Source organism: Rothia dentocariosa ATCC 17931, from assembly GCF_000164695.2.
Taxonomy (GTDB): domain Bacteria; phylum Actinomycetota; class Actinomycetes; order Actinomycetales; family Micrococcaceae; genus Rothia; species Rothia dentocariosa.
In genome coordinates, this window is sequence record NC_014643.1 from 1,149,636 (window position 1) to 1,176,321 (window position 26,686).

Below are 26,686 nucleotides of genomic sequence, written 5' to 3' on the forward strand. Positions count from 1 at the left end.
TTCAACGGCACATCTTCCATTGCAAACTATCGTTCCCACTTGGTTGATTTGGAGGGTGAATTATCCGACGACAGGAACCGCGTAGCTGCGCCTGCCGCCGATGTAGTGGGAGAGTACTATGAATGATCCGAGCGTGACATCGTGTAATGCTTCGTCCATGATGTCAATAATATAACCGTATTTAACTCCGAGTCCGGGGCGGGTTATCTTCGCTACCACCTGATTTTCTCGGTGAATCTCGAACCCTTTGACCCATGCGCTTCCATCCATGATGAACTCCGCATCGGAGGTTTTAACACTGAATTTTGGGCGGAAGGGCTTCCAATCCGTGTATTTCACGGTAGCTGCGGTGCTACCGTCTGTGGACTCGATGGTGTAGGTGTGTTTTATGTCGGGTTCGCGGTGTACCGTGATGACTTTTTCCTCGGTATCTGCCTTAGTGAAGACGACGCTTTTCCCACCGAGTCGAAGCCTGCCATCGGTTTCATAGACTGGTTTGAAATCAGTGTTGAGGATGTTGTACCGGTATTCGGGGTATGCCATCTTTGATTTGGCGTAGAAAGTAGTCATGGGTTGTGTCTTTCCGTAGAAAAATTAGTGGTCGTGGAGTTTATTTTTCTGTGTGGAAGATTTCTTGTGTTCACGGTACATTATCCAGAACCCGCAGACGATAAGAACCGCGCCGATAATAAAAGAAGTTGTGAGATCGAGCGGCAATATACGACCGTCACCAATACGGGGTAGCGCTAAAACGAAAGTTGCTAGGGCAAAGACCCAGAGCGAAGACGGCATTTCTTTACGTTTTGGCTGTTTATCTTGGTGATCGTTGTGCGCCATGTTCGCTCCTCTCACAGGTTGCCGACTAGGGGCTATGACATGTTGAGAGAATACGCTCACTAAAACATTATACTGTTCAAATTTATAGAAAACAAGCAATTTATGCACCATTTATGTTCATTATTGTGCATAAAATATGTTCATTTATCGACTGTTTATAAAGATATATAGTAGGGTTTACGCAGCATATTCGTGATGTTATTGTGAGTCAAATAGATATAAAAACCTTTTATTAGATTCTTGTACGTTTATGAATAAGCACAGGTGGTTTTTCGTGAAGGCAGCTTATCCGGGTGCAAGGTTTGCCGTCCTTGGGGTGCTGCTCGCATTATGTCTTACAACGTGTGGCACACCGAAGGCACAAGAGTCTAAGAGTCCGGAAGAGTCGTTGAAGAATAGCGCCCTAGCGGTCTCCGTTGCTGGTGACTACCGGGAAAGCAAGGACCCTGGAGGGGGTGTGGGCTTCTATGATCCGCACACCAACTCGTGGACTAAGCTATCAAACGAAGGCTCTCAGACCTCAGAAATTGACTACTATAACAACAAGCTATATTTCGGGGATAAAAAGAAGGATTATATTTTAGGAAACTCACTGCAAGGTTATGACAGGAACTACGAGTCTGTTTATAACGAGGAGGTGTGGGGACTGGATAATGGTGGATTTATCGCAACCAAAAATATTGGCTATACCGAAGATAAAACCTCCTATATTTATAAAATAGTCACCCATGATGGGCAGAATACCGAAGTTCACACCTCGAATCGTAGTATTGAGAATCCTGCACGGTGCGGTAATGGCAGTGTATGGACTGTCAATAATGAATCACACAATTCTCTGGGGCAGAAGCAGAAAGAGAACCAAGGCGATACAAAAGATAAAAACGAACCGACTAAGCTGATTCGCCTATACCCTAATTTTTCCGATGATCCTGTAACCGAGCATACGTTTTCTCTTCCGAATAGGGGAATCGATGGCATCACGTGTGTTGGGAATAAAGTCGTTATCATAAGGGATACCTACCCTCCCGGCAGTGACCCGCAGAGGAGCAGCTCAAAAAATGTTACGGGGTCGGTTCTTGAGGTATTTGATACAGATACCGGTCAGGCACATGAAGTTCCTATAAGCGGCGACCATGCAGTGCGCGTGAACAATGACATGTGGCAGTCGAAGGAGGGGCATTACCATGCAATCGGCCACGAAATATGGTGGCAGTCGGGCGATGGGACTATTATTTCTACAGATGTAGAAACCGGAAAAAATACCCGCCATTTCACCCTTAAAGACTATAAGAGGTCGAAAGATCAGGGTCTCTTTTATTGGTCCGATAAGTATCTCTACAACATAAACTCAACGGATAATAAGGATACTCTGCGCATATACAGCCTTCACGAGAATAAGCTGATTAAAGAAAAAGAACTCCCCGACATGAAATCCATCTTGTCAAAGCATCAATTTACGTATGCCATGGTGGTCACAAACGAGGAAGAGCTTCTCAAGCTATAAAAATAAGAAGGCTTATCCATAGGGTCTATAAGCCCAGAAACCCTGCCTTCACCCCTCAGCTTGCATCTTTGATAGGCTTCAGAGTAAGTGCCGTGAAGATTTTGCCAGGGTAAAACACTCATGGAAGGGCTGCTTATGGCTGTTAAGCGTATCGTTACTAACCTTGCCGCTGATAAACCCGAGTCTGCCGCTACTTTTTATCGGGATGTCCTGGGTCTGGAGCTGCTCATGGACCACGGATGGATACAGACTTACGGCAATGCGGAAACTACGACTGTGCAAGTCAGCATAGCCAGTGAAGGGGGTTCAGGTACACCGGTTCCTGATTTATCGATTGAAGTAGATAATCTTGATGAAATCCTCGCTCGCATTCATGCGGCAGGTATTGCGCTTGAATATGGCGTTGCTGAAGAACCCTGGGGAGTGCGGAGGCTTTTCGTTCGCGATCCGCTGGGGAACCTTGTGAATATTTTGCAGCATGTATAGAGGATTCGTCATCAAAATTATCGCCAGAAAATGGGTTATCAAATTGTTGGAAGAGCGGCTAAAACCTCATAAACTTAGCTTTCCTTAGACCCGGTGCGCGAAGACGGCACTACGGCATGCATAGAGTCTGCGGCGACCGCATCCGGAGCGGTGGAGTCTTGCGTGGAAGCCTGAGCTTCAATACGCACAATCTGCGACTGCTTAAACCGGTGATCCGGCGTGCAGGTCAGCTTATATTTTGTCTCGGAAAGATCGCGAATCTTCTGCACATAGTTCTGCGTCTCGGGGAAGGGCGGAATGCCCTTGTACTTCTCGACCGCACCGGGGCCAGCGTTGTACCCGGCAAGCGCCAGATCGAGCGCCTCGTCGTCGTTATGGGCGTATTTGCCCAGCCGTTTCTTGAGCGATTCCAGGTAGCGGCCCTGCGCATCAATTGAATTGTGCGGATCGAGGATATCGCCGCCGTTACCCCAATCCTTCCAAGCCTCATCGGTGAACTGGGCTACGCCTCGGGCACCCGCGCTCGAAGCAGCATTGATGCGCCAGTGGCTCTCAGTTTCAAGCTGCGCCGCGATCACACCCGGGCGGATATTCGCCGTCTGACCGGCCTTGCGGAGATCCTCGTGCACCTCTTCCGGTGCGTAGGTCAAGTCGGTCATACCGCAGTAGTCGTCGTAGGTGGCGGCGAGCCCCACCACACCCGTACCCAGGAGCAGCGCAGAGGCAATAATCTGCCAATGCGCCAGCGCCCCGGCGGTCACTTTCGTGAAGATATTCTTGCCGGATGCGGTCTTGAGTGAGCTCTTCTTCGCCATTCCTCTAGCCTAGCACCCCAGTAAGCCCGACTGGCGCGGTTTTCACGGACCGGAATGTAAAATTCCCGTCTCCACTCAGCTCCTTTATTTGAGCGCTGGTATCCGCGCAGGAACGAAGAGTCAGGCAAGAACCGACAGCCCCGAACCTACCGAGCCTCAATACCGTCAGGGAGGTCATCGCTGGTGAGATAGTAACCGTTGGGCCAGATAACGCTCCAGGTGACGGCCCCGCTGCCGCCTTGATCCCCCGAAGAACGCGCGACCGCGCGAACAACAAATACGCTCTGTGGCTTATCCATACCCGGAATCTTGACCTTAGCCTCGCGGTAATCCCGCACCTGAATATAGGTGCCGGGTTCGGGATAGAGCCATTTACGTGCGTACTGCTCCGCCTCCTGCATGGTCTTCAGGCGCACCTTGGAATAGTCGAATGTGCAGTCAACCTCTCCATCTGCCACCTGCTGGTAGGAGACGTCCTCCGGGCATGTAGGTTCTTTCCCCGGGGATGCGCTGGCAGACCCACTGGCACTGGGGGTGGCGCTTGTCGCATCGGCTTTATGCTGTTCCTGCCCAGCGTCAGATGAAGTACTCGGAGACGGTTTGGCGGTATTCGTCGCGGATGGTGAAGCAGATTCCGAGGGTGAATCCTGCGCCCCCTGCGACTGCTGCGGCTGTTCCGGCGCGGGTGCCGCCTGCGCGCTCTGCTCAGAAACCTGCGGGGTTTGTACCGGGGCGCTTGATACCGGCGCGGAACTTGTGGATACGCTGGGCGTCGCCGTTCTGCCGGGTGTCGCCTCGTTCCGCTGCGTGCCTTTATAGAGCAGGAACATCAGGGTCAAGAACGCCACAATCGCTAGTGCTATGAGAGCGTATTTACGGATTTTTGCCACGGAGTCTACCTCGCCATCGGTGTAAGCACTGAGGGTTTTTCTTTAATGGTATCCGTGGAAACTATAAATATGTAGGGGTTTTCCCTTCCTGAAAACGTAAAAATGCTTTTGATAGTGAAGAAAGCGTAGTCGCTAATATTTTATTACATCAAGAGCCTTTTTTTGGGCACGGGGAACCGAGTCAGGGAAGCGGAATGACTACTTATCCGTCACCTTATTCTTGCCCATCGCGCCGCGTTCCATCTCGGCAAACTGGTGGTTCACGAACGTGTACGTGCCGGATGCTGGGAACTTCATCTCAACGAACCCGCCCTGCGCTGGATCCAAATCGAGGGCCTGTGAGTGACCGCCGCTTTCCCCGTATGGGTCTCTGCCGTCCCGCAGTAGGTAGCCAGATGTGCCGCCCTGCTCATTTCCCGACCGCCCGGAAGACTAGAAGTATCGGAAAGAATAGAGGAAGCTAATATTCGTAAGGTATAGCCCGTTTACCATTCAGCCCTGTGCCGCCGAAACGCTTCAGCTCAAACAATGCATGCCCGCGTGAAAACTCGCTACGCACAACTTGCAAGTTGCATTTGAAGGTGAAGGTTTTGCTATGAAGGATCAATATGTATATCACAACGAGGCATCACGAAGGCGGAGCATGTATCTATCTCTTGCATTTGAAGTGCACCGTGGCGTAGCGCGAAAATCGTGAGAAGCTACCCCACGGTGAATCTGTACGTTTTCGGGTTGGTTCTGTGCAGCATCGACTGGGAAGGAAGCGATACAGATGTGTCGGTGGACGCCCTGCTGGGTGCGACTCTTCTAGATATGGGGGAGGGAGAGATTTAGCACAGATTCCCAGGGTGTGAGTGCAGGCTCTGCCCCTCCTACAGACCTATCTGCTACATTCTGTGATTCAATGTGCGCGCTGAAGCACAGCTGATGTAAGGATAAGCCAAAATTGTTTTCTTGACTATATTGGAGCATATTCGACAGGCTACCTGTGACACATGCTCTTACGTAGAATATATTATCGTCAGCGATTTTTATATTCAGGTTAATATATCATCGAGTCCTAAGGCTAATTTTATGGGTTACCTCACGATTTTACTAACACTTTGTTGTATCCCCAGTGAATGATCCCCACAATGACTAGAGCTCTAGAATAAATTAATAACCTTGCTCTTTATACAGCTCAGCATAAAGTTCACACTCACGCAAAAGCATATTATGATCTCCTGAGGCTATGATCTTGCCTTTATCCATGACAAAAATGCGGTCTGCTGACCGTATGGTATCCAGGCGATGAGCAATTGTTATTCGTGTCTGGCACATTCCTTCGAGAGATTTTAGAACCCGTTGTTCTGAAGCACGATCCAATCCGCTTGTTGCTTCGTCAAGAACGAGGACCTTGGGGTCTCCAAACAATGCTCGAGCTAAAGCAATGCGTTGGCGCTGTCCGCCTGAGATATTATCTCCGCCATTGGTTAAGAATGTATCGTACCCCATAGGCATACCTTCAATATCATCATTTATTGAAGCTTTCATAGCAGCATCTCGCACATCATTAAATGATACGTTTGACCTACCAAGTGCAATATTATCCCAAATTGTAGCGTTCAGAAGCTGAGAATCTTGCTCAACGTATGCAACTTGTGCACGAAATGAAGCTTCTTCATGGTAGCGAAGTGGCATCCCGTTAAAAAGTATCTGGCCATGTGTAGGGCTATATAAACCAACAATTAGTTTGGCGAGAGAGGATTTTCCGGAGCCTGAAGGCCCCACAAAAGCGACATGTTCTCCCGGTTTAATCTCAAAGTTTATTCCAGTAATTGCTAGTGGTGACAAATTAGTATACGCAAAATCAACATTCTGTAATTTAACTCGTCCTGAAAGCTCAATAGGCTTATTCCCATAAAATATTTTATCCTTACTATGCGATAGAATATCATCGATTCGCCTAGCTGAAGATATTGCAGTTCCCCACCGTGCCGCAAGTTGTGAAATTACTGTTAGCTGACTAAAAAACACTCCGCTGAGCATCTGTAGTCCTAATGCACCTCCTAAATTCATGGACTGTCCAATAGTTCCACTCAGTGCAGCTACCGTGAATACCAACGGAGAAAGCGTCTGTACGAAAGTGGCTGCAGTCTGTACCAAGCCCTCCAGAAATTCCCGTTTTTTCCTCCAACGGACCCCATTATCAAAAGGGTTTATCCACTCGTGAAAGGTTGATTCCTTAAGACCTCCTGTTTTGATGAGAGAGACTGCTGTGATTGAATCAACCTGCACCGCATTGGCTAAGGACTCGAAATGCATCTCTGCATCAGCCCATTGAGTTGTCTTTCGCCTAGCTACAACTAAGAGGAGCCACATTCCACTGAAAACTAAAATAGCGAGGCACCCGATCGGTGGAGATAACCAGAGTAAACCAATAGCAGCTGCAGTTACAGTGAGCGCTGAGCCTACCGACCGTGCGACTTCGTCAGTAAGAAAACTTTCAATCTGGTTCGTGGCATGAATACGATATAGAATCTCTCCTCGGTTTCGTAATGCGAAGTACTTGAATGGCAAATCCAGTAGAGAAGAAAACACTTTAGCTGCTAAATCACGGCCAATAGCAACTGCAGCTGAGACAGCAATTAGTACATTTATCACATTGATTAACAGTAAGGTAGCCATTACTCCTAAAAAGAGTACTAAAGCCATCATTGAGGGAGTCGATTGGTTTTCCATTAAGGAGCTAACAGCTCCAGAAACTGCAAGTGGTGACGCAAGCGTTGTCACAACAGTTGCCATCGCGAGTAGCATAAGCATAGCGATGCGACCTCGGTTAGCTCGAGCTACGGGCAAAATGCTCAACCAAGGGCTCGGCTCAGCCTTAGCTTTTTCTCGGATAAACGGAGGAGAACCAACAATAAGTATGCCGGAGAATCCACTTGAAAAGTCAGTAGCTGAGAGTTTTCTACGTCCTACGGCTGGATCCAGAATAGTAAAAGAAGAACCTACACTTTCGACCATGACGAAGTGTGATTTTTTCCAGTAGGCAATTGCAGGTGTAGGAATATCAAATATTGCTGAGTCTGGAACCTTTAAAACTCGCGGAGCAAGCCCCTGGTTGGTCAGCAAATCGCGGATCTGGCGGATGGTGAGACCATCACGGCCCACTTCGTACTTCTCCCTCGCTTCACGCAGGGTAATTGGACTACCCAGAGCCTTCATGAGCATCACACAGGCAACAAGACCGCACTCAGTCTGTGTTACCTGATGGAGCGGCTTTATGCGCCGAACCATAACGGTGACCTAAGTTCATGACGTTGAAGTTTTCCGAGGAAAGCGAGTGGGGAACCTGTTCCTACCATAAGTGACTGAGTAATGGTATGACGATTTACATCTTTAAGAGCTACCGGAAGGATGCGTTCCACGTAGTCTGCTGCTGCTTTCTTAGTCAGAGCACCAATTTCTGGATAATTTAATAACCGTGAGGCATCCAGAAGAACCCAGAAGTTCCCAATATCACCATGACAAAGACTGATATTCCCACCAAAGCATGTGTTGCGAATGCGCTCGGACTCGACTTGCAAATCAGCGTCCGTGAAGGGAGATAAATCTGTCGCATAGTGGTGTAAGATTGCATGAGCTAGATGATGCCCTGGTAACCCATGGCACCAACCCTTAGCTTCTGGTGTTCCTTCGTCACCGAATCGATAACCCCCGTCAGCAGTCTTAAACTTTGTCTCGAACGTAAGCAGTTTTTTAATGAGGCTATCTGTAGCTTCATTCTCTATTTCGAGGCCTTTAGTACGTGCCAATGCAGCGTATAATCCACATACTCCATGCGCAAATCCCGAATATTGGAGTGATGCTACGTCTAGAGCCTGCGCGCCCTGTACCAATGAGTTAACGGAGAAAGCCACCAGATCAGCAAGTGTCCCAGTTGAATCTGAATCGATGTGGGGTGAGAAAGCTAACACGATACCTGCGTATCCACTCGATACGTCCAGATCATAAAGTGTTGACTTACTTAGGCATTGTGCCAACACACGTACAGCTTTCTGATGCCCTTGTTTATCTCCAAGAAGTTCGAACACCTCCATAGCTGCCCACAGGAAAGATTCCACACCGGATTGAGCACCGTGGTGAATGTTTTCCCAATCTGTACCATTCGCTAAGTTCGCAAGAGTCTTCTGGAAGAATGATTCCCCCGCTGAAACCCATGCGGGTTCCTCAAAAATAACTCCTGAGCGTACAAGGTTGAGAGCGACACCAACGCTCCCGGAAAAGAGCTCCAAAGATAACTTGTCAACACGCCAGTACTGGAAAGCAGTATCGGATGTGCGCCCTCCAATCCAGGTCGGAGGATGCTCACCATGACCCTCCACACGGGTCTGCATAAGAGGATGTGCGAGTTCTTGAACCATCTGGTTTACATTTATATCTGATTTACTAGCTTTCACAGCTGATTCAGAAAATAGATAGTCCGTGTGTGCTGCACTTTGTGATATCTTGGCTGCGAATGACAACTGGATTAGCCATAAGTTAAGCTTGAGTTCATCCTCATTTAAGTTCTGGACGCCCTTTAATACATGTGATAACGGTGTAGATTCAAGAACGTCCTTTACAAGAACCTGCGAATCAAAAAAAATGTCAGTGCAATCGCTCAAAAAGTGGAAACAAGGAATATCGCCCTTGATTAATTGCTCATGCTCAGATACTAAAACTTGTTCCGGAACCTGGTGACGGAATAAAGCTGTCCGCCAGAGAGCCATGGAGTGTAATTTTGGATCCTTGTGTAGATCAGGGTGGGTAGCCAGCCTCAGTGTCTCTGAATAACGTTGCGTCTGTTCAGCCACAAACCTAATATTAACCCCTTTGAACTCTTGCCTAATAACATTGCTAAGCTCCGTTTTATGTGCCATCGCCCAGACCATAAAGCTCTGGTACCCACATTGAACTAGAGCTATTTCTTCACGGGGGTCAAGAGATGGCAGGAGGGCTGGATCAGTCCTATCAAGGAATTCAAGAGAGAAATGCATCTCATCGGTTAGTGGTCGGTGAAGTACAAGAGTGGAGAAAGGAGACTTCTGTCCAGGAGTGTAGCCCAACGCACCAACATCTGTTGAGCTTTTGTCCGCTTTCTGTCCTGGTGAGTGCAGTGCACTAGGTAATAGACCTACAAATGTTGCAGTTTGGCTCAATACATACGAACTAGCAGAACTCTTCTTGGCTCCCTGTGGTGGAACTGCTGCCAGAAGGGTCTCTAAGTCAATAGGAAACGGTATATTGTTATGTAATACTATATTTTCAAAATGCATGTCAGTGGCACGGAGAAGATGTAGAAGCCCGAGTAATTCGCCCATTTTACGATATGCGTATTTTGGCGAATTCCCCTGGCGGCTCCTGATAAATTCCATCCACCCATATTCTCCCCGTTCAAGAACTCGGGCAGAGCCAAAATACAGATCTCCCTCAGAATTATTGATGTATTCCACTAGTTTGTGATATGCATACTCTTGCCGTAAAGACCGCGGTTTGTACACAACTGTGTTGTTGTCGTCAAAATGGATCATGGCAACGGCACGGCCCATATGTCGATCCCCAGACGATATATCAATATCTGTAATTCGCTGAGAAGTTACCAATCCAAGTGTCGAAAGTTTATTTGTGTCGCTTGCGTACCGTTTTAGAATTTCATTTATCTCATCGGCAAAATTACGCGCCGCTGACTGTGCCGCAACAACTGACTGAGGAAATACCTCCCTGTACTTTGCGTCTCCTTCTGGTGTGCTTAACCACTGTGCGAACTCGTGATACCTATCTTCGGATGAACTGGCGGTGAGATAATGCCTTTTGCTGCGCATAAACTCAGTTTGACTGCGAAGTACCCGAGGCTGAATAGACATAAGACAACGGTAAATCAATGAGCGTAGAAGGCTGTCCTGATTTGCTATGTAGTCACTTTTTACGACTGTCTGTTCTATGTCAATAAGCTCTTCCGAGATTAGTCGCATAGAGGCATCTCGAAATGGTATGACTGCGTCAGACATAAGTTTCATTAACTTGACCGAAGGGTGACCCGAAGGATGAGGAGAAGCTGTAGAACCGGCATATAAAGCACTCAAATCCTGGATACGCTTCCACTCAGTATCATCGGCTTCTGGGAACAATATTTGTTTTTCCATGAAACCTCCATTACTCATTTGTGTGAACTATATAGGTAAGGTGTTCGAATAACATCTTAAGATGTTATTCGAACACCTTACCGGTTACCTACTTACCGCAGATAAAACCGGAGCACTCCCAAGAGATAGTGCAGAAGTGACCGACGGTAGTGGTCCCGGGAACGGTGAAGAGGCCACCTGCCTGATCACCTACGGTCCCTGCTAACTCCTGGTCGCTGACTTCAGCAATAAGGCTAATGGAATCCATTACCTTCTCCTTTCTGCTAGTATCGAAATCTACTGATATCGGAGGGGACTCGCAAATATGATTGCAAATCCTTCCGATGTTTCGACTCTATCTTACATATGTACAACCTGACAAGGGGGTTTGTGGCTTTCGGTTAACTCGTTATTGGGGTGCGAGAATCGTGCGCTGTGTCAGACTAGAATAGGGCAGGGGGGGTATGGCTCGCCATTGACCTATTGCTGTGACTGCTTGATCATGCTGTTTTTGATCTCTTCCACCTCATAGTACATCCATGAGATGTGACACACTTTTACTGACGTAAGCATAGAGCATAGATACGAATAGTGCTTATTCCTGTCCCAGTATGCATGCAAGTGTCTATTCGAGATCTCAGGGGTTTGAGCAACCGGCCCGAGATCTATGTTGGTTCTGGTATTGCTAGAGCGCGGCGATAAAATGAAATTATAAGCTTCATATATATTACGAAAGAGCATGTTTGTGTGTGTCGTCACTTTTATCTCCGTCAGCCCTCTGCTAGATGCAATTAGCATACATATTTTTTAAAAAACTAAACTTAAGGTATAAAATAGTAGGGGTTTTGCGGTAGGCATCTGCAACAATTAAGGGCATGACTACTACAGAAGCCAGCACTGAAACTCCAGCGGTGTCCACCAAAAACCTGTTCAAAACCTACGGTCGGGGTGAGGCAACTGTACACGCCCTGAATAATGTCACTATTGATTTTGAGCGGGGTAAGTTCACCGCGATTATGGGTCCTTCGGGCTCGGGTAAATCAACGCTGATGCAAACCCTCGCCACGCTGGATACTCCCGATCATATTCCAGAGACCAGCATCCGTATTGGTACCACCGAACTGTATGGGCAGAGGGATAACCAGCTGACCGAGTTCCGGCGTGAGCACGTGGGTTTTATCTTCCAGGCGTTTAACCTGGTGCCTACCCTGACCGCTGGGCAGAATATTGATTTGCCGCTGGGGTTGGCGGGTAAGAAGCCGGACCCGGCCTGGCGTGAATATCTGGTCAAGACTCTCGGTCTGTCGGATCGGTTGGGTCATCGTCCCGAGCAGCTTTCAGGTGGTCAGCAGCAGCGTGTTGCTATTGTACGTGCGCTGCTGTCGCGTCCGGAGGTGGTGTTTGCTGATGAGCCCACCGGTAACCTCGACTCAAATTCGGGTGCCGAGGTGCTCAGGCTATTGCGGGATGCCGCCACTGAGCAGAAGCAGACGATTCTGATGGTCACCCATGATGCGCATGCTGCTTCGTATGCTGATCGTGTGGTGTTTTTAAAGGACGGTGCGATTGCTGGGGAGATGCTGAATCCTACGCATGATGCTGTGCTGCAGGCGATGGGGCAGCTGGAAGGGTAAAGCACTCGCACGTCTAACAGGAGGGGAAATAGCCGCATGTCTACTATGTCTAAACGAACTAATACATCTCTGAATACGGTGGCGCGCTCTAACCTGCGCGCTTCTAAAGGTAAATACGTTCTGACCGGCATCGGCATAGCGGTTGCCTCATTCTTTATTGCCGCCATTATTGTGCTCCTCGGCTCGCTACAGGGAACTATGGATGCCGCGATAGGAGATGCGTTCTCAGAGGACGATAACGTGGTCCTCTCGGCTGGAACTAACAACCCAAATAATTACACGGCGAACCATTACCTCACGCCCGAAAATCTCGACACGATCACCAACGACCCGTCGGTTCAGCGCACCTGGGTCATATATGACGGGCAGGGTAAACTCGGCACCGGAGAGAACTCAGCAAAGGTGCGGTATACACCGGCTCCCACCGACACCGAGCTCTTCCCCTTCCCCATTGACGGCAAACTGCCGGGCACAGACACCGAGCTGTTGATCTCAAAAGAATTTGCCGAAAAACACAACCTGCACCTTGGCTCAACGGTGACCTCACCGGACGCTGTGGCAGCTATTACCGACCCTAACACCGGTGCTACCAAGGAATACACCATTGCTGGCATTTTCGACACCGGATTCTCCGGCTCATTCTCAAACGATAACGTTTATATTGGTGGTACCTCCTACCAGAACGCGGCAGATGAGGCGCTCAAACAGCTTGACCCGAAATCTATGGAGGCAGCACAGCTACCGCACCCCAGCATGACGTTCGTCCAGTTCAAAGGTGACGATGACGCCCACGCACGCACCGAGCTGCAGAAAAAGCTAGCTACCGGTGATCAGAATACCGAACCCGTGGTGAAGTCAGGCGGGGAATACCTGCAGGATCTCAAAGAAGAAACCTCACAATTCTTTGCCTTTATCGGTGTGATTCTGGGGGCGTTCGCGGCGCTCGCCCTGCTGGTCTCATCTTTCGTTATCTCGAATACGTTCGCAGTGCTGGTCGGTCAACGCATCCGCGAGTTGGCGCTACTGCGTACTCTGGGCGCGCACGGGAAATCCCTGGTGCGCATGCTCTTAGTTGAGGCGCTCGTGGTGGGGGTTATTTTCTCCGCTATCGGCGCTGCGCTCGTCTACCCGGTCGCAGCGCTCGTCGGTGTGCTGTTTAAAGATTTCATGGTCTCGTATGACCCGCTGGCGCTCGTGGTGGGTGTGGTGGTCTGCACACTCGTAACGGTTGTTGCATCGCTTGCTCCGGCACGTAACGCCCTGAATATTTCGCCCATCAGTGCCTTGGGGGAGGGTACCGCCCAAGCCGTGAAGAAGCCGGGCATTATGGGTCTGATTCTAGGTATAATCGCCGCCGCGGTAGGGGCGGCAGCAGTGTGGCAGTCGCTGAGTCTGACCGGCACACCGGATGCAGGTGTGCAGCAAAACAGCGCTGGGGTGCTGTTGGTCATGGTTGCGGCGTTGCTTTTGGGCGTTGCCGTGTTCTTACTTCTGCCGTGGTTGTTGCCGCCGCTGATTCGCGTGTTTGGTTCGGTGATCCGCTCTCAGACCGGGAACCTAGCAGTCGCTAACGCGCTACGTTCGCCCAAGCGCACGGTTTCAACCGGGCGTGCCGTGTTGGTGGGTGCGCTCGTGGTGTCTGCAGTACTGAGTGGGTACTCCATTATGACCGCATCTACGGCGAAATCTATGGACCGTGCCTATCCCGTCTCGGCGACGGCAACCTACGGGACCGGTGGCGGCACGGGAGCTGAGAGCCTTGCCAAGGCGCACTCGGTTGCCGATAAAGTGCAGGGGATTAAGAATGTCGAAAGCGTTGCGGTGGCTCCAGCTGCCGGTGCCCTAGAGTACACCCTCACGTCGAAAGACGGTAGCCAGTCAATGAGTAGCACCGCGAGTATGGTGGCGCTCAGCCAGGAAGACTTCGCCAAGGTTATTCCGGCTGAGGGCAAGTACCCGACTGAAGATAACACGGTGCTCGTGCCCGAATCGCTGTATAAAGATGCGGGCTTTGACGATTCCACCCGTCTGAAGGCACGCGGACCCTTAGGAGAGATCGAACTCAAGCCTATTAAATCGACCAGTAAGATCGTGAATCTGTACGTGGTGAACCCAGCCACCGGTGCTAAACTGCAGAACCCGGATGACCCACAGCCCTTGACCCCGCAGCAGCCCGGAGAAGCTGGGGAACAGCCTCAAGGCTCAGCCTCGCAGTCAGGGGGAATGAATCCTTCAGCCGGGGCGGAGACTATGGTGCTGGTACACGCTAAATCCCCGTTGACCGCTACTGAGAATTCCACGCTACAGGATCAGCTTAATAAGGCTAATGACGGCAACGAGTTCACCGGCGGTCTACAACAGCGCAGTCAGCTCGATCAGATTCTGACGATCATGCTGGGGATTACCCTGGGTCTTCTCGCCCTCGCCGTGGTGATCTCGGTGATTGGCGTGGCAAATACGATGACTCTCTCGGTCAATGAACGCCGCCGCGAGAATGCGATGCTGCGTGCATTGGGGCTCTCCCGCAAGCAGCTGCGCCGCATGATTTCGGCGGAGGCAGTACTGATCACCCTCGGTGCGGTGGCGTTGGGCATCCTCGGGGGCGTCTTTATCGGTAGCGTGAGCGCGAAGGTAGTGCTTGCTGCAACAGACCAAAAGGTGGAATTCGTGCCGGATCTGCCGTATCTGGGTCTGGCGCTGATACTGCTGGTAGGTCTTGCATCAGCATTGGTTGCATCCGCTCTGCCGGCAGCACGCTCGGCTCGGATGTCGCCGGTGGAAGGACTCGGCAGTTAGCTAGCCTACGCTGAGCTCAGACTTTTGTCATGGTTGTGCTTTGAAAAGGACCACAACCATGACAAAAGTCTGGGAAGACAGTAGGGATAAGCGGGGAGGCGACAGCGGTAATCCCGCCGCCCCGACTGCCCGGACTACTTATCCGTCACCTTGATGTGCCCCATAGCGCCGCGTTCCATCTCGGCAAACCGGTGGTTCACGAACGTGTACGTGCCGGGTTCGCGGAACTGCATCTCAACGAACCCGCCCTGCGCCGAGTCCAGATCGAGGGCCTGCGAGTGACCGCCGATTTCCCCATACGGATCTCTGCCGTCCCGCAGCAGGTAGCCGCCTTCCTTATAAACGGTGTCAAATTGTGAGCCGACCACGTGGAAACTCATGCCCTTCGACGGTCCCGCAGCCAGCAGCCAGATGCGCACGCGCTCGCCGGTTTTCACCTCCAAAGGCTGATTCACGTACTGGGTGGCATGCCCGTTGAACATGGTGAGCGAAGGAGTGCCCGCCGCAATACCGTCAGAGGAAACTTCGGCGAGCTTATTGCCGTCAGCCGCGGTCTGCCCCGTATCGGTCAGGTATGTTTCATTCTGAACCATCACATACTCTCGATCTACCGGTTCCAGATCCGGCGGGTCGATAATCACGGCACCGTACATGCCCGCCGCCATATGCAGACTCATGGGTGCGGTCGAGCAGTGGTACAGCCAAATACCAGATCCGGTAGCCTCAAAACGGTAGGTCAGCTTCTCGCCCGGGGCAATGGTTTTCATTGTGTTATCGGGCGAAACCATGCCCGCGTGGAAGTCGAGCGAATGCCCCATCGAACCGTTGTTCTCCAGGGTAATCTCGAAGACATCGCCCAGCTTACCGTGCAGCACCGGACCCATATACGAACCGTTGAATGTCCACGCCTTCACATCAAGCCCAGGTGCAATTTCACGGTCGAGCTCCTGCACATCCATGGTCATCTTGTGCACGGTCTTACCGTCACGTTTCTCGCCCGCAGGCACGGGACGCAGCACCGGGTCACGGCGCTCATGGTCCTTGCCGGGGGAGGCGTGCATATCAATATTCGCGTTCTGCGCGGTCAGCAGGTTCGTGTTTGTGCCCGAGCCATTTGACCCGTTATTACCGCCGGATGCGCCCCCGTGATGTCCGTTCGCCTGCAGGTTATTGCCGGTGGTTTTCACGTGAAATACCATTCCCTGCTGGCGGTGCCCGGCCACCGAGCACCAGCCCTCAAGGTCGGAGGTCACCACGCCAACATCCACGCTCTTCGTCTCACCGGGGTTCAGCGTTCCGGTCTTCGCCCCGTTGGCGAAGGTGAGGTCGTGGGTCATACCCTGATCGTCGTTCGTCACCTCAATCACCAGGCGGTTACCCACCGGAACCTGCGCGGTATCGGGCGTAAACCGGTAATTCGAGGTTGCCTTGACCTTCAGCGTTGTGGTCTGCCCCGTGCCGGTCGCCGTAGAACCGCCTATAAAGTTGAATCCTACTGAGCTGGGGTCGGCTGCAATACCTAAGGTCAGCGCCAGAATCACCGCAAGCGCACCGAAAAGGGTCTGCCGGGTATGATTCACAGGTTCCTGTTTGACCTCCGTGACAGGGGCAGGCTTCTCGCCGCGCGCCCGCGCCGCCATCATCTCTTTACGGGTATTGACCGAGGCTTTAACGCCGCGCACCATAAACGGTAGGAACGAAGCCAGACCGAGCGCACCTACGGCAGAGACCGCGACCTTCACCCAAGAGCCGGTAAGCGCATTGGGTAGCATGAAAATAATGAGGCTTAAGTTCACAACCGTCACGCGCCCGGCGGCAAGCCTACTGAACTCCTTATTGGATGCGCGCACCACGGCGGGACCGCCGCCCATACGCTGGGGGAGCAGGTAACTCATAGCACCCAGAAGCACCTGAAGCAGGAAGCCCGCCACGAAAATGGGGGTAACCTCGCTCATGCGAAGCTCCTCAAACGGGGTGGTGAACACCAAGCCAGCAGTCCACACCACGCCGATAATAAGCCAGATAAAACCTGCACCCACCGACATTGGCGGGAACTCGGTAGGGCGCTTCGTACGAAGGGTTCGCACCATCACCCACGCCACGATCAGCAGCCCCAGCAGGTAAACGAGCAGGCCCGCGCCCGCGAGGGGGCGCATCCCGAAGAGTGAAGCGAGTGTGGTAACCCCAACGCCCACGCACATCAGTATGAGGGCGCGCACGCTGGTTCCCAGGGCGTTTTCGACCATCTTGGTGCGCAGCATCGTAGGCCAGAAGGTAATCAGGGTACCAACCACCGTAATCCCCACGAACCCGAGAACATTCACGGCCTCATGCGCAAGCATAAACTGCGAATGTAGCGTGCCCCGCAAACCAGGCAGGGCTGTCATCGCGCCCAGCACGGCACCGACGGGAAGCAGGAACGCGGCGGCGATATAGAAACGAATCGTAGCGCCAAACCGCGAGGGAAGCGCCTGTTTGACCTGGCGAAGAAGAGCATAGCCATGCCAGGCGACCATAGCGCCCACTGCCAGCGCGCCGACAACCGTCAGGAGATAGAACTGCGGCATGAGATCCTGCAGAATCATGCCCGCCATCAGCAGCACAATGCCGCCGTTAAGCGCAAAAATACGTGTGACCTGAATACCGCGAGCCGAATCAGGGATCTTAATTTTCATGAGCGCTTCGGTGAAGTGCTGACTCCAGATCAGAATCGAATTCGTAATCAGCCCCAGAGTCACCATATGCACAATCAGCCAACCGCCCTTGGGGATAAAGCGATGCACCAGAATCGCGATAATAACGCCAAACATCCAGTACGATACCGGCTTCGATGCGCGGCGATGCCAACTGCCCCGACCGGAGGCGCGCTTAGCAATCTCCTCGGGCGTTAGCGAGGCACCGGGGAGTTCGGTGGGGCGCATCCCAATCGTGAGTCCATCGTTGCCGGAACCCGAAACATCGGCCCCGGACCGTGCAGAACTTTGCGCCGCGCTCGGCTTTGAGGATGCGCCGCCACGACCGGTATCGCGGCCGGTTGATCCTTCTGAGTCAGAACCCGAGGGAGTGGGGTTATGGGGATTCTCGCTCACGGTGTTGTCTTTCGATCGCTTTTAGTCACAGTGCATATAGTTCCATTATATTGCCCGATTCATGCGAATTTTAGCTTTGCGTGAGCCGTCATACAGTACGGTGTCGGTAAGTGGTAAACGCTAGAATAGCCCTATGAAGTATCTGACTCTTGCCCCTCTCGCCGCCGTTGCCGCCGTAATGCAAGCGCTCGCTATTTACGCTTACGACCAAGATGGAATGGCGGTGGCGGGGCAGATCTTCTTTCCCGTTCTCTTTACGCTGATGGCGTTGTACCTGATGATGAGGAATCCGGGCGGGTCTGCCAAACAGCTTGTGGTGGTTGTCCTTGAGCTGGCAGTTTTCGCCGTCACGATGGTGGGGGTAAATCAGAAAAATCCTTATCTATACCCCTCGATTATCGTCTACTATGCGTCGTTCGCGGTGCTTGCCTTAGAGGTTGCGGTGCGCATCGCCGAGATGCCCAAGAAGGCGAAGGTTCAGGACGATAGCGAAACCTCCGAATCTTCCGATCAGGATGCGCCCGCCGAGGGCAGCGATGATACCGCCTCCGTAAAAACCGATGAAAAACCCGCGGCGAAATCTTCGGCGGCAGCAAAATCGGCAGGTCATGGACTGCGGCGCCCCCGAACTCAACGCGGTACGCACTTAGTAGCGAAGGTGAAGCCGCGTGAAGGCGCCGAGTCTTCCGGGCAGAGTTCTCAGGGTAAGACTCACGACAACACAAAACCTGAGTCCGAAAAACCTTCGGAAAAGACTTCTGACTAGTATATATTTTGTATTTGGAATATAACGTGGATGGCTTGTTCACATAGGGTGAGGAACCGCATTCGCTGCACATCAGCGATTGGTGCGTGCCTCTTGCGCCCCAAGCAATGTACTTAACGTAAGCATATGTCGCCCCAGAAAGACAGGCTCTCATCTGGGTATATGCCTGAAGAGGAATATAATCTTTCGGCGAACAGAATATCCACGCTACACTAAAGGGCGAGAACTTCAGCTCAGTAAGACAGGTACTAATACGCCATGACTGAATCCCGCGCCCAGACTCCGGTTCTGGGCAAACTTGCAGTAGTGGCGCTCATCCTCATGGTGGTGGGCGGCTATATTTTTGAAGCCTTCGTGAACACCTACGGCGGTCTGGATTTTTCGATCTACCGCATGGGTGCCATGACCATTTTCGATAATGAAGGCTTCGATAAAGAACTTTATGGGCGCGCTATGGTGAGCATCGGCGTGCTGGATTTGCCGTTCACCTACCCGCCCTTTGCGGCGCTAGTCTTTCTGCCGTTCGCCTTCATACCGCTCAAGGTGGGTATGGCGATTATGGTGCTTATTACGACCGCCGCCGCCTGGTGGCTCTCCAGCATCATGTACTCTTATGCCAATGCACATGGCCGACCCTTACCGCTTCAAGATAGGCTCGGGCGTTATGGCACGATCGCCGCACTCACCATAGTGGTGATGCTCTGCGGACCTTGGCGGCGTACCTTTGACCTTATGCAGATTAACCCCATCATTATGGTGCTGATTCTTGCCGATTTTCTGCGCCCGGCAACCCGTGTGCCGCGCGGAGTACTTATCGGTATCGCTGGTGGTTTGAAACTGACTCCGCTCGTGTTCGGGCTTATTCTGCTGGTGCGCCGCGACTGGAAGGGCATTATCACCCTCGGCGCAACCTTCCTCGCCACCATTGCCCTCGGCTTTGTGCTGCTGCCGAAGGAGGCCCCGCAGTACTGGTTCCACGCGGTTTCAGATCCTTCGCGTGTGGGCGATATTAACTTCGTCGATAATATTTCGATTCAGGGCTGGCTCATGCACTATGGGCTGAACGGAACCGCCGCCAAGCTCGGGTTCTATCTGCTGGCGGCGCTCTCCGTTGTGCTCACCGCCGCTATTCTCTATCAGCTCGAACGCCGCAACAAGGTTCTCGCCCAGGTTGCGGTGACCGGGTTCCTGATGGTCAGTCTGTCGCCGATCAGCTGGTCGCATCATAACGTGCTTCTGCCGCTTCTGGTCCTCGTGCTTATTGTGGATGCATTTGGCGAGTTCTTCACATACCTGCCGCCAGCCGTGGTGACTGTGGCGCGCATCCTGACCTGGGTGGGCGTTGTGGGGCTCTATATTTCCCCGCGTGTACTCGGTGGCATGACCCAGTGGAATATGAACGGGCTCGAATTCTTGGCGGCGCCGGGTGTTGCGCTGGGCGGCACGCCGATCGTGTGCCTCTTTATCGTGACCGTTCTGCTGTGGGGGTGGGCGGCCCTCACCCCGAAAGCACGCAGCGCTTCGGTCAAACCCGCCGCAGATTCAGCAAACGCCCCGAACTCGGCATAGCCTTGCGAACCGCGCAGAAGACCCCCGCATCGTTGATCACGATGCGGGGGTCTTCTCTATCTCGGTTTAGACCAAGAAGTTATCGGCTACCTAGCGAATACCGACATTCCAGGTGCCCTGGAATGAATCAATCGCCAAGTAAACATCTTCGGAGGCGTCAAACTTCGCGGTGCCCTGGAACTCCGAGGTGCTGGATTCCAAGATAACATCGTTCGAGCGTGCCGCATTCTTTACACGCAGGTCCATCACCGGCCTATGATCGTAGCTAGCCTCCAAGGTGCCCGAGCCACCCGAGTAGATCACGGCGTAGGAATTAAACGCGGCGCTGATCTTCTCGCCCTTAGAAATCTTCGGTGCGGAGGAAGCATCGTAGACGCGAATGAGCCACTCGCCCTCACTATCGACATTCACCTTGCGGGTGGGGCTGGAAGTATTCAAGTCCATCCACAGGGTGCCCGAGATTTTATCTTTGGTCAGTGCGGAGGTGTACAGAGCGAAGCTGGAAGTTTTATCGTCCCCCGTGCGTCCCTCCAAGGAGTGGCGCGAATTGGATTCTTTGGAGGGGGTGAACTCGTAGTAGACGATAGCCTTCGAATCGTTGCCCTTGGGCTTCTCGATATCGATGGTCTGCTTATCCTTGCCCTTGTACTCCTTGAAGTCGCCGCTGGGCAGTTTCGCCTCAACATTCTTCAGCTCGGCGGGTGAAGAATTTGCTGAGCTCTCTGACGATGCCGAGGCTGCCGACGATGACTCGGCGGGGCTTTCCGATGCTGCTGCATTGGAAGATCCACGCGGCAGGGTGAAAATCAGCACCAGAATGATAATAATCAACAGCGCCACAGCACCGGCAATTACGCTCCACCCGGCGGGAGTCGCAAAGAACGGGCGCTTCGGCTTCTCGGGCTGGTTGAAGGGGGTCTGACCGTTTGCATACGGCGAATCGCTGAACCCGGATGCTGCCGCCGCAGTGAACCCGTTGAGCGCATCCGAGGTGTTTGACTCGGAGTATTGCTGATTCTGGTTCGACTGGTTCTGATTGTACGAACCCTGAGCAAAACCGCTGTTCTGAACGTTATTATTCTGAGCACCGTTCTGCTGCTGGAACTGCTGCGATTGACCGGCCTGGTACTGACCCTGCTGAGGCTGGTTCTGCTGCGACTGCGAGCCCTGGAATTGGCTGGGCTGACCTTGCCCCTGGAACTGGTTACCCTGCTGGTTCGAAGCATTCTGCACCGAGTGCTGCTGATTCTGCCCCGACTGAGAGCCCTGATCCTGTTGAGCGCTCTGACCCTGCACGCCCTGGCTCTGAGAACCCTGCTGCTGAGCCGAAGCGCCGGATGCGCCCGCCCCGGAGGAGGCCGCTGCACCCGCGCCCGCTGCGGCGCCTGCGACAGCACCAGCGGCGGCACCCGCACCAAAGCCCGAGCGTGACCGATCCTGCCCCTGCTGAGGCTGACCGGACTGAGAATATCCTGGCTGGGATTGTCCGGGCCGCACCTGGCCGGATTGCTGCTGCTGAGACTGCGACTGGGCGAATCCCTGCTGGCTCTGCTGCTCTCGATTCTGGGACTGCTGCGCCTGCGAACCCTGGTTCGGGGCACTCTGACCCTGGGTATCTCGGTTCTGAGCGCCTTGGCTTTGGGTGCCCTGGCTTCGCGGATCCTGGCTCTGAACGTTTCGCTCCTGAGCGTTCTGCCCTGCAAATCCCTGCTGCTCGGAGCCCTGGTCCTGCTGCGCAAAACCTTGACGCTGCTCGGAGCCCTGCTGTTGCTGGTTGAAGTTCTGCTGGTGCTGCGTAGAATCCTGTTGCTGACGCTGTGTAGAATCCTGCTGCTGGCGCTGGGCAAATTCTTGCCGACGCTGAGCCTCGTAAGACTGCGGCTGCTGCCCCTGCTGAGACTGTGCGGGCTGCTGCGGCTGAGCCTGATTCTGTTCACGGGACTGGCTGAACTGCTGCTGACCGGGCTGATTCTGCCAAGGCTGAGGGGCCTGACCCTCAAACCCGCGAGGCCGCTGCTGGTTCTGAGAACCCTGCGCTTGAGGCGCCCGATTCTGCTGAGCCTGACCGCCAAAGCCCTGCTGTGACTGTGCGCCCTGCTGAGACTGAGCACCAAAATTCTGCTGGGAATTCTGCGATGCAAATCCCTGCTGCTGAGAGCCACTTCCCGGTGTCTGAGACTGCGAAACGTTTGAACTCGACTGACGCTGCGCAAAATCCTGCTGAGGCTGATCAGAGCCAGAGCCCTGCTGCTGGTTGAAGCTCTGCTGACGCTGTGTAGAATCCTGTTGCTGACGCTGGGCAAATTCTTGCTGGCGCTGGGCCTCGTAAGACTGCGGCTGCTGAGATTGCCCGGGCTGTTGGGTCTGAGTAACGCGTTGAGACTGTGCGGGCTGCTGAGGCTGAGCCTGCTGACCCCGGTTCTGAGCGTTCTGCTCCTGAGAACTCTGCGCGGCAAAGCCCGACTGCTGCTGATTCACGGGAGCCTGAGACTGCCCCTCAAAACGCTGCTGCGTGGGAGGAACCTGGGAAGTGCCGCGCGGGGGAGTAGCCGGTCGGGAAGATGCCTGAGCCTCGGTACCACGCGAATCAGCTGAATCGCGCGCATCGGACTGGGGGCGCGCATCCGTAGGCTGCTCACCCTGAGACTGACCCGAAGACTGCTCGGGGCGCGACTCGCGTGAAGGAACCTGCTGCTGTGCGGACGCTGAAGATACAGGCTCCTGTCGTGCAGCCTCGGGCCGTTCGGCACCTGCTGTTGCGGAGGCAGAACCAGCGGACCTCTGAGAATCTTGTGCGTCGCTGAGGGGCTCTCGCGCATCGTAAGAAACACCAGAACCCTGCGCGACTCCCGGCTGCTGTGCGCTTGCCTCCGGCGCGGACGGGGCATTGTGGGCATCACGAGCGGGCTCGCGAGTAGGCTCCGAAACCTGAGGCTTTGAAGCCTCGGCGGCGCCGCTTTGGCGGTTCACGGGAGTCTCAGAAACGCTTTGCTCGGAACGCACCTGCGACTCGGCCGAAGAGCCTGCCGCTGCGCCCGAACCGGATGCGCCCGCACGCTCACCCGCGGCATCGCGCGGCTCGGAACTCCCGGACGCCGCATCCTGAGCGTGGGCAGACTCCGCCTGAGTCTTCTGCTCAGGGGTCTGCTGATGGGAAGTTTTCTGCTCGGCAAACTGTTCGGAAATGGTCGGCGCGGTACGCTGCTTCGGGGCGGAAGCCTGCGCAGACTCACCGCTCTGCTCAGAGCTTGACGATGGCGAGGGCTTCGCGCTGGAAGAACCCTCAGAAGAGCCCGATGCGGCAGATGAAGACTCCGCCGTCGAGGGCGCCTGCTCATTCTTAGGCTCGGGCTCCTCAATCCACAGCTGCCAACCTTCGGGAACAGGACCCCATGCGGGATCGGGCCGCCACGTCGGGGTAGGAGACCACCCGGCAGGCGGTTTGGGCCAATTTGGGGGCGGATTGAAGACGAGAGCCATCTGAACCTTCCTTCACTACTGGCGCCAAAAACACCCGGAAGCGTAGGCACGAGTAGCCTCAAATTTTAAACTACGGTAACCCTCAAATTATGGCATATTTCCCATAAAATATAAGCCCGAAAAGTTCATAGGCAGGTAAATTATTACACCGTAAGGCAACCCGCACAGGTGGCCCCGGTGTGACATTCGGGGGAGGGTCCCCTCTATTATGGATACTATGAGCACTAATCACCAGCAGGAACCCGGACATCACGGTTCTGAGTTCATTCCAACAAACCAACCACCTGGCGCAGTCACCAATACCCAAAATATGCCCACGATGCTGAGTCCGCATCAGGCAGAAAGTTACGGGTACGGCGCTGAGTCTACCTTCGCCTCCGCTGAGTATTACAGGAGTAACCGCCTTACCCGTAAGGAACTTCTGGAACGCGCCAGCGAGCTGCCCTATCACCGGTTATCGCATGTGAACCCGCGTGCGCGTTGGTTCACCCCGGTTCTTGAGGGCTTGCTGATTGCCGGCATCTATTTTGTGCTCCTGCTGATTGTGAGTTTTGCGCTGCTGGCATTCGCCGTGATGCTGCGCGTCCCTTACGATTACCTGACCGATCTGCAGCGTATTTACGCGAACGTTTTTAAGACCCCGCTTGTTTTTATTGCGCTCCTTATTACCATCATTCCGGTGATTCCGGCGATTTTCATTGCGCGCCTGATTACCAACTTCAAACCCTTAGGGCTGATTCACTCCATTGCGGGCCGCATGCGGTGGTCCTATTTAGGTGTTTTCCTAGGCTTTGGTTTCCTCATTTTCGGTCTTTACTATGTAGGGTTCGCGACTCTGGATGGTTCTTTGACCACGCATAACAGCGTGCATCCGCTGAATTCCGGCATGTTCTGGCTGTACATTGTGCTTATTCTGTTGATAGTTCCGTTCCAGTGCTACGCCGAGGAACTGCTCTTCCGCGGTTATCTCATGCAGACCGTGGGTCGGTGGCTGAAGAACCCCGCATGGGCAATTATTATTCCAGCGCCTATCTTTATGGTGCTGCATGGTTACGGACTGTGGGGTCTGCTTTCTGTGCTGACGATGGCTCTGATCGCCGGGTTCTTGTGCTGGTACACCGGCGGCCTTGAAGCCGGTATCGGTCTGCATATTGCGAATAATGTTTCGATTTTTATCTTTGGGCTGCTGGGTTTGGAGGATCCCTTTGGTGCGGTTCGTGAGGAACAGCCGCTTGACTTTGTGCAGGCCCTTATTCTGCAGCTTGCCTTCGCCGGGCTCGTGTGCATGTACACCTACCGACAAAAGAGGAAAGCCGCTCTGAACCAGGGGCAGGATGCGGCTGCCGCCTCCTCGGCTGAGGGTGCGTCAATGGGCGTGGAAGCGCCCGCTTCTTCCTCGGATGCGCCTGCCACCGCAGCATCGGCTTCGGGTGCTGCGCATGCGGCTGCACAGCCCGGTATGTCCGTGAAAAATGCTGCTGCTTCACCTGCTGCTGATACTTCTGTGCAGCAAGGCTCGCAGGCGCCGGTACAATCACAACCTGTACAACCTGCTGCCTCTGTGGCGGGGAACGCCAAGCCCGCACAGGATAATGCTTCGGTAAAATCGGCGTCTTCGGCTGCCCCCGCCAGCCCGCAAACGGCTGAAGAGCATCGTGCACCCGAGCGGAATATCACGGAGAAACCGGCTGCTCAGGCACCCGCCGCGAAGCCTGTGGAAGGCGCTCGTAAGAGCGAGCAGAATGATACGTCGGTCAAGGCTTCTGCCCCCGTACAGCCCGAACGTTCGGCACCGGCTCACGGTTCGGCGTCGGCTAATAAGCCTGCGCCAGCCAAGGAATCTGCGCCGATTCATGAGTCAGCCCAGTCCCAGAAACCGGCGCAAACTACTCAATCGGCACAGACTCATGAATCGTCTCAGCCCCAAAAGCCGGTACACACTAACGAATCAGCACAGGCTGAGCGTCCGACGAGCGCGAATACCGCAGCCCGCGCGACCGGGAAAGAAGCGCAGATCGCCGATAAGCCCGCGCAGTCTGCACAGGCGAGGACTATCGCCGATGAGCTCAAGCCTGCCGTGGTTGCCCCCGCAGCATCGGAAAAGGCTCCGTCAGGCATAGACCTGGATGCGGCGCAGAAAGCTGCGCGCGCCTCCGCGCAGAAGGCTCAGCAGGGCTCGAATCAGGCCGGTTCTTCGGTGCGTGCCTCCGGGGCACAGGGGTCTGCGTCGACTGCAGCCGCGCCGCAGAAGGGAACCACTAGCGCATCCGCCGCGCAGGCAGACGATACGAAGAGCCCTTCCTCGAAGAACTACGCGCCAGATACATCCACGATGAGCATTCCCGTGCAAAATGCCTTGTCAGCCTATGAGCGTGCCAAGGCTCAGGCCCTAGCTCAGCAGAAAGAAACTACTCAGCAGAAAGAAGCCGCCCGGCAGAAGGAAAGCGGGCAGGGCACATCCGCTAAGAATGCGGCTGCGGACGGTTCGGCTGCAGCCTCGCAAACCTCGCGGGCTCAACAGGAGGCATCCCAGAACACCTCAGAGGTTCCCTGGGCTACCGCTCCGATTCCGAAAATCTCGCCGGAAGCCGCACAATCGCATAAGCAGGGATCAACCGACGCTTCACCGTGGACCTCAGCGTTCCCCGTCATTCCCAAACCCAAGAAGTAGGCG

Annotated in this window: 18 protein-coding genes; 8 read left to right on the plus strand and 10 right to left on the minus strand. The window is 53.6% G+C overall.

Annotated elements, in window-relative coordinates; all coding sequences use genetic code 11:
- Positions 1–60: 60 nt before the first annotated feature.
- Together HMPREF0733_RS05075 and HMPREF0733_RS05080 are read right to left on the minus strand one after the other, a co-directional pair.
- On the minus strand, positions 61–570 hold the full coding sequence (locus tag HMPREF0733_RS05075) for an LURP-one-related/scramblase family protein (protein ID WP_013398300.1): 510 nt from the start codon (positions 568–570) through the stop codon (positions 61–63).
- A 24-nt stretch (positions 571–594) separates the two neighbouring features.
- Complete coding sequence (locus tag HMPREF0733_RS05080; protein WP_041321665.1) at positions 595–837, minus strand: hypothetical protein; 243 nt, start codon at positions 835–837, stop codon at positions 595–597.
- 274 nt (positions 838–1,111) lie between these two features.
- Between HMPREF0733_RS05080 and HMPREF0733_RS05085 the strand changes: the two genes are divergently transcribed.
- Together HMPREF0733_RS05085 and HMPREF0733_RS05090 are read left to right on the plus strand one after the other, a co-directional pair.
- Entirely contained in the window at positions 1,112–2,341 is a 1,230-nt protein-coding gene (locus tag HMPREF0733_RS05085) for a hypothetical protein (protein WP_244864866.1), read from the plus strand.
- A gap of 135 nt (positions 2,342–2,476) precedes the next feature.
- The gene (locus HMPREF0733_RS05090) at positions 2,477–2,827 is read left to right on the plus strand and encodes a VOC family protein (RefSeq protein ID WP_041321918.1); all 351 of its coding nucleotides are present in this window, start codon (positions 2,477–2,479) and stop codon (positions 2,825–2,827) included.
- Between the two features lie 74 nt (positions 2,828–2,901).
- On the opposite strand, the gene HMPREF0733_RS05095 is transcribed toward HMPREF0733_RS05090, so the two are convergent.
- The 3 genes from HMPREF0733_RS05095 to HMPREF0733_RS11500 form a co-directional block, all read right to left on the minus strand.
- Positions 2,902–3,642, minus strand: a complete 741-nt coding sequence (locus HMPREF0733_RS05095; RefSeq protein WP_013398304.1) for a lytic transglycosylase domain-containing protein — start codon at positions 3,640–3,642, stop codon at positions 2,902–2,904.
- Between the two features lie 146 nt (positions 3,643–3,788).
- Positions 3,789–4,532, minus strand: coding sequence for a hypothetical protein (locus HMPREF0733_RS05100; protein ID WP_013398305.1), 744 nt, complete (start codon positions 4,530–4,532; stop codon positions 3,789–3,791).
- A 198-nt stretch (positions 4,533–4,730) separates the two neighbouring features.
- On the minus strand, positions 4,731–4,859 hold the full coding sequence (locus HMPREF0733_RS11500) for a cupredoxin domain-containing protein (protein ID WP_013398306.1): 129 nt from the start codon (positions 4,857–4,859) through the stop codon (positions 4,731–4,733).
- A gap of 384 nt (positions 4,860–5,243) precedes the next feature.
- Between HMPREF0733_RS11500 and HMPREF0733_RS11505 the strand changes: the two genes are divergently transcribed.
- Positions 5,244–5,366 carry a hypothetical protein gene (locus HMPREF0733_RS11505; protein ID WP_013398307.1) on the plus strand — a complete coding sequence of 41 codons (123 nt, stop codon included), beginning with the start codon at positions 5,244–5,246 and terminating at the stop codon, positions 5,364–5,366.
- Between the two features lie 321 nt (positions 5,367–5,687).
- Here the strand turns inward: HMPREF0733_RS11505 and HMPREF0733_RS05105 are convergent, their stop codons facing one another.
- The 3 genes from HMPREF0733_RS05105 to HMPREF0733_RS11155 form a co-directional block, all read right to left on the minus strand.
- The gene (locus HMPREF0733_RS05105) at positions 5,688–7,739 is read right to left on the minus strand and encodes a peptidase domain-containing ABC transporter (protein WP_244864867.1); all 2,052 of its coding nucleotides are present in this window, start codon (positions 7,737–7,739) and stop codon (positions 5,688–5,690) included.
- Between the two features lie 56 nt (positions 7,740–7,795).
- Entirely contained in the window at positions 7,796–10,699 is a 2,904-nt protein-coding gene (gene lanM / locus HMPREF0733_RS05110) for a type 2 lanthipeptide synthetase LanM (protein ID WP_041321666.1), read from the minus strand.
- Between the two features lie 88 nt (positions 10,700–10,787).
- Complete coding sequence (locus tag HMPREF0733_RS11155) at positions 10,788–10,946, minus strand: hypothetical protein (protein WP_013398310.1); 159 nt, start codon at positions 10,944–10,946, stop codon at positions 10,788–10,790.
- A 607-nt stretch (positions 10,947–11,553) separates the two neighbouring features.
- On the opposite strand from HMPREF0733_RS11155, the gene HMPREF0733_RS05115 reads away from it, so the two are divergent.
- Both HMPREF0733_RS05115 and HMPREF0733_RS05120 read left to right on the plus strand, forming a co-directional pair.
- Entirely contained in the window at positions 11,554–12,312 is a 759-nt protein-coding gene (locus tag HMPREF0733_RS05115) for an ABC transporter ATP-binding protein (protein ID WP_013398312.1), read from the plus strand.
- A gap of 36 nt (positions 12,313–12,348) precedes the next feature.
- On the plus strand, positions 12,349–15,108 hold the full coding sequence (locus HMPREF0733_RS05120) for an ABC transporter permease (RefSeq protein ID WP_080556865.1): 2,760 nt from the start codon (positions 12,349–12,351) through the stop codon (positions 15,106–15,108).
- 134 nt (positions 15,109–15,242) lie between these two features.
- On the opposite strand, the gene HMPREF0733_RS05125 is transcribed toward HMPREF0733_RS05120, so the two are convergent.
- On the minus strand, positions 15,243–18,197 hold the full coding sequence (locus tag HMPREF0733_RS05125; RefSeq protein ID WP_013398314.1) for a multicopper oxidase domain-containing protein: 2,955 nt from the start codon (positions 18,195–18,197) through the stop codon (positions 15,243–15,245).
- Positions 18,198–18,330: 133 nt separating this feature from the next.
- Between HMPREF0733_RS05125 and HMPREF0733_RS05130 the strand changes: the two genes are divergently transcribed.
- Together HMPREF0733_RS05130 and HMPREF0733_RS05135 are read left to right on the plus strand one after the other, a co-directional pair.
- Positions 18,331–18,963, plus strand: coding sequence for a hypothetical protein (locus HMPREF0733_RS05130; protein WP_013398315.1), 633 nt, complete (start codon positions 18,331–18,333; stop codon positions 18,961–18,963).
- A gap of 258 nt (positions 18,964–19,221) precedes the next feature.
- Complete coding sequence (locus tag HMPREF0733_RS05135) at positions 19,222–20,532, plus strand: glycosyltransferase 87 family protein (protein WP_013398316.1); 1,311 nt, start codon at positions 19,222–19,224, stop codon at positions 20,530–20,532.
- 90 nt (positions 20,533–20,622) lie between these two features.
- On the opposite strand, the gene HMPREF0733_RS05140 is transcribed toward HMPREF0733_RS05135, so the two are convergent.
- A complete protein-coding gene (locus tag HMPREF0733_RS05140; RefSeq protein ID WP_013398317.1) occupies positions 20,623–24,012 on the minus strand; it encodes a hypothetical protein in 3,390 nt (1,129 codons plus the stop codon).
- Between the two features lie 217 nt (positions 24,013–24,229).
- Between HMPREF0733_RS05140 and HMPREF0733_RS05145 the strand changes: the two genes are divergently transcribed.
- Positions 24,230–26,683, plus strand: a complete 2,454-nt coding sequence (locus tag HMPREF0733_RS05145) for a CPBP family glutamic-type intramembrane protease (RefSeq protein WP_244864871.1) — start codon at positions 24,230–24,232, stop codon at positions 26,681–26,683.
- Positions 26,684–26,686: the final 3 nt, after the last annotated feature.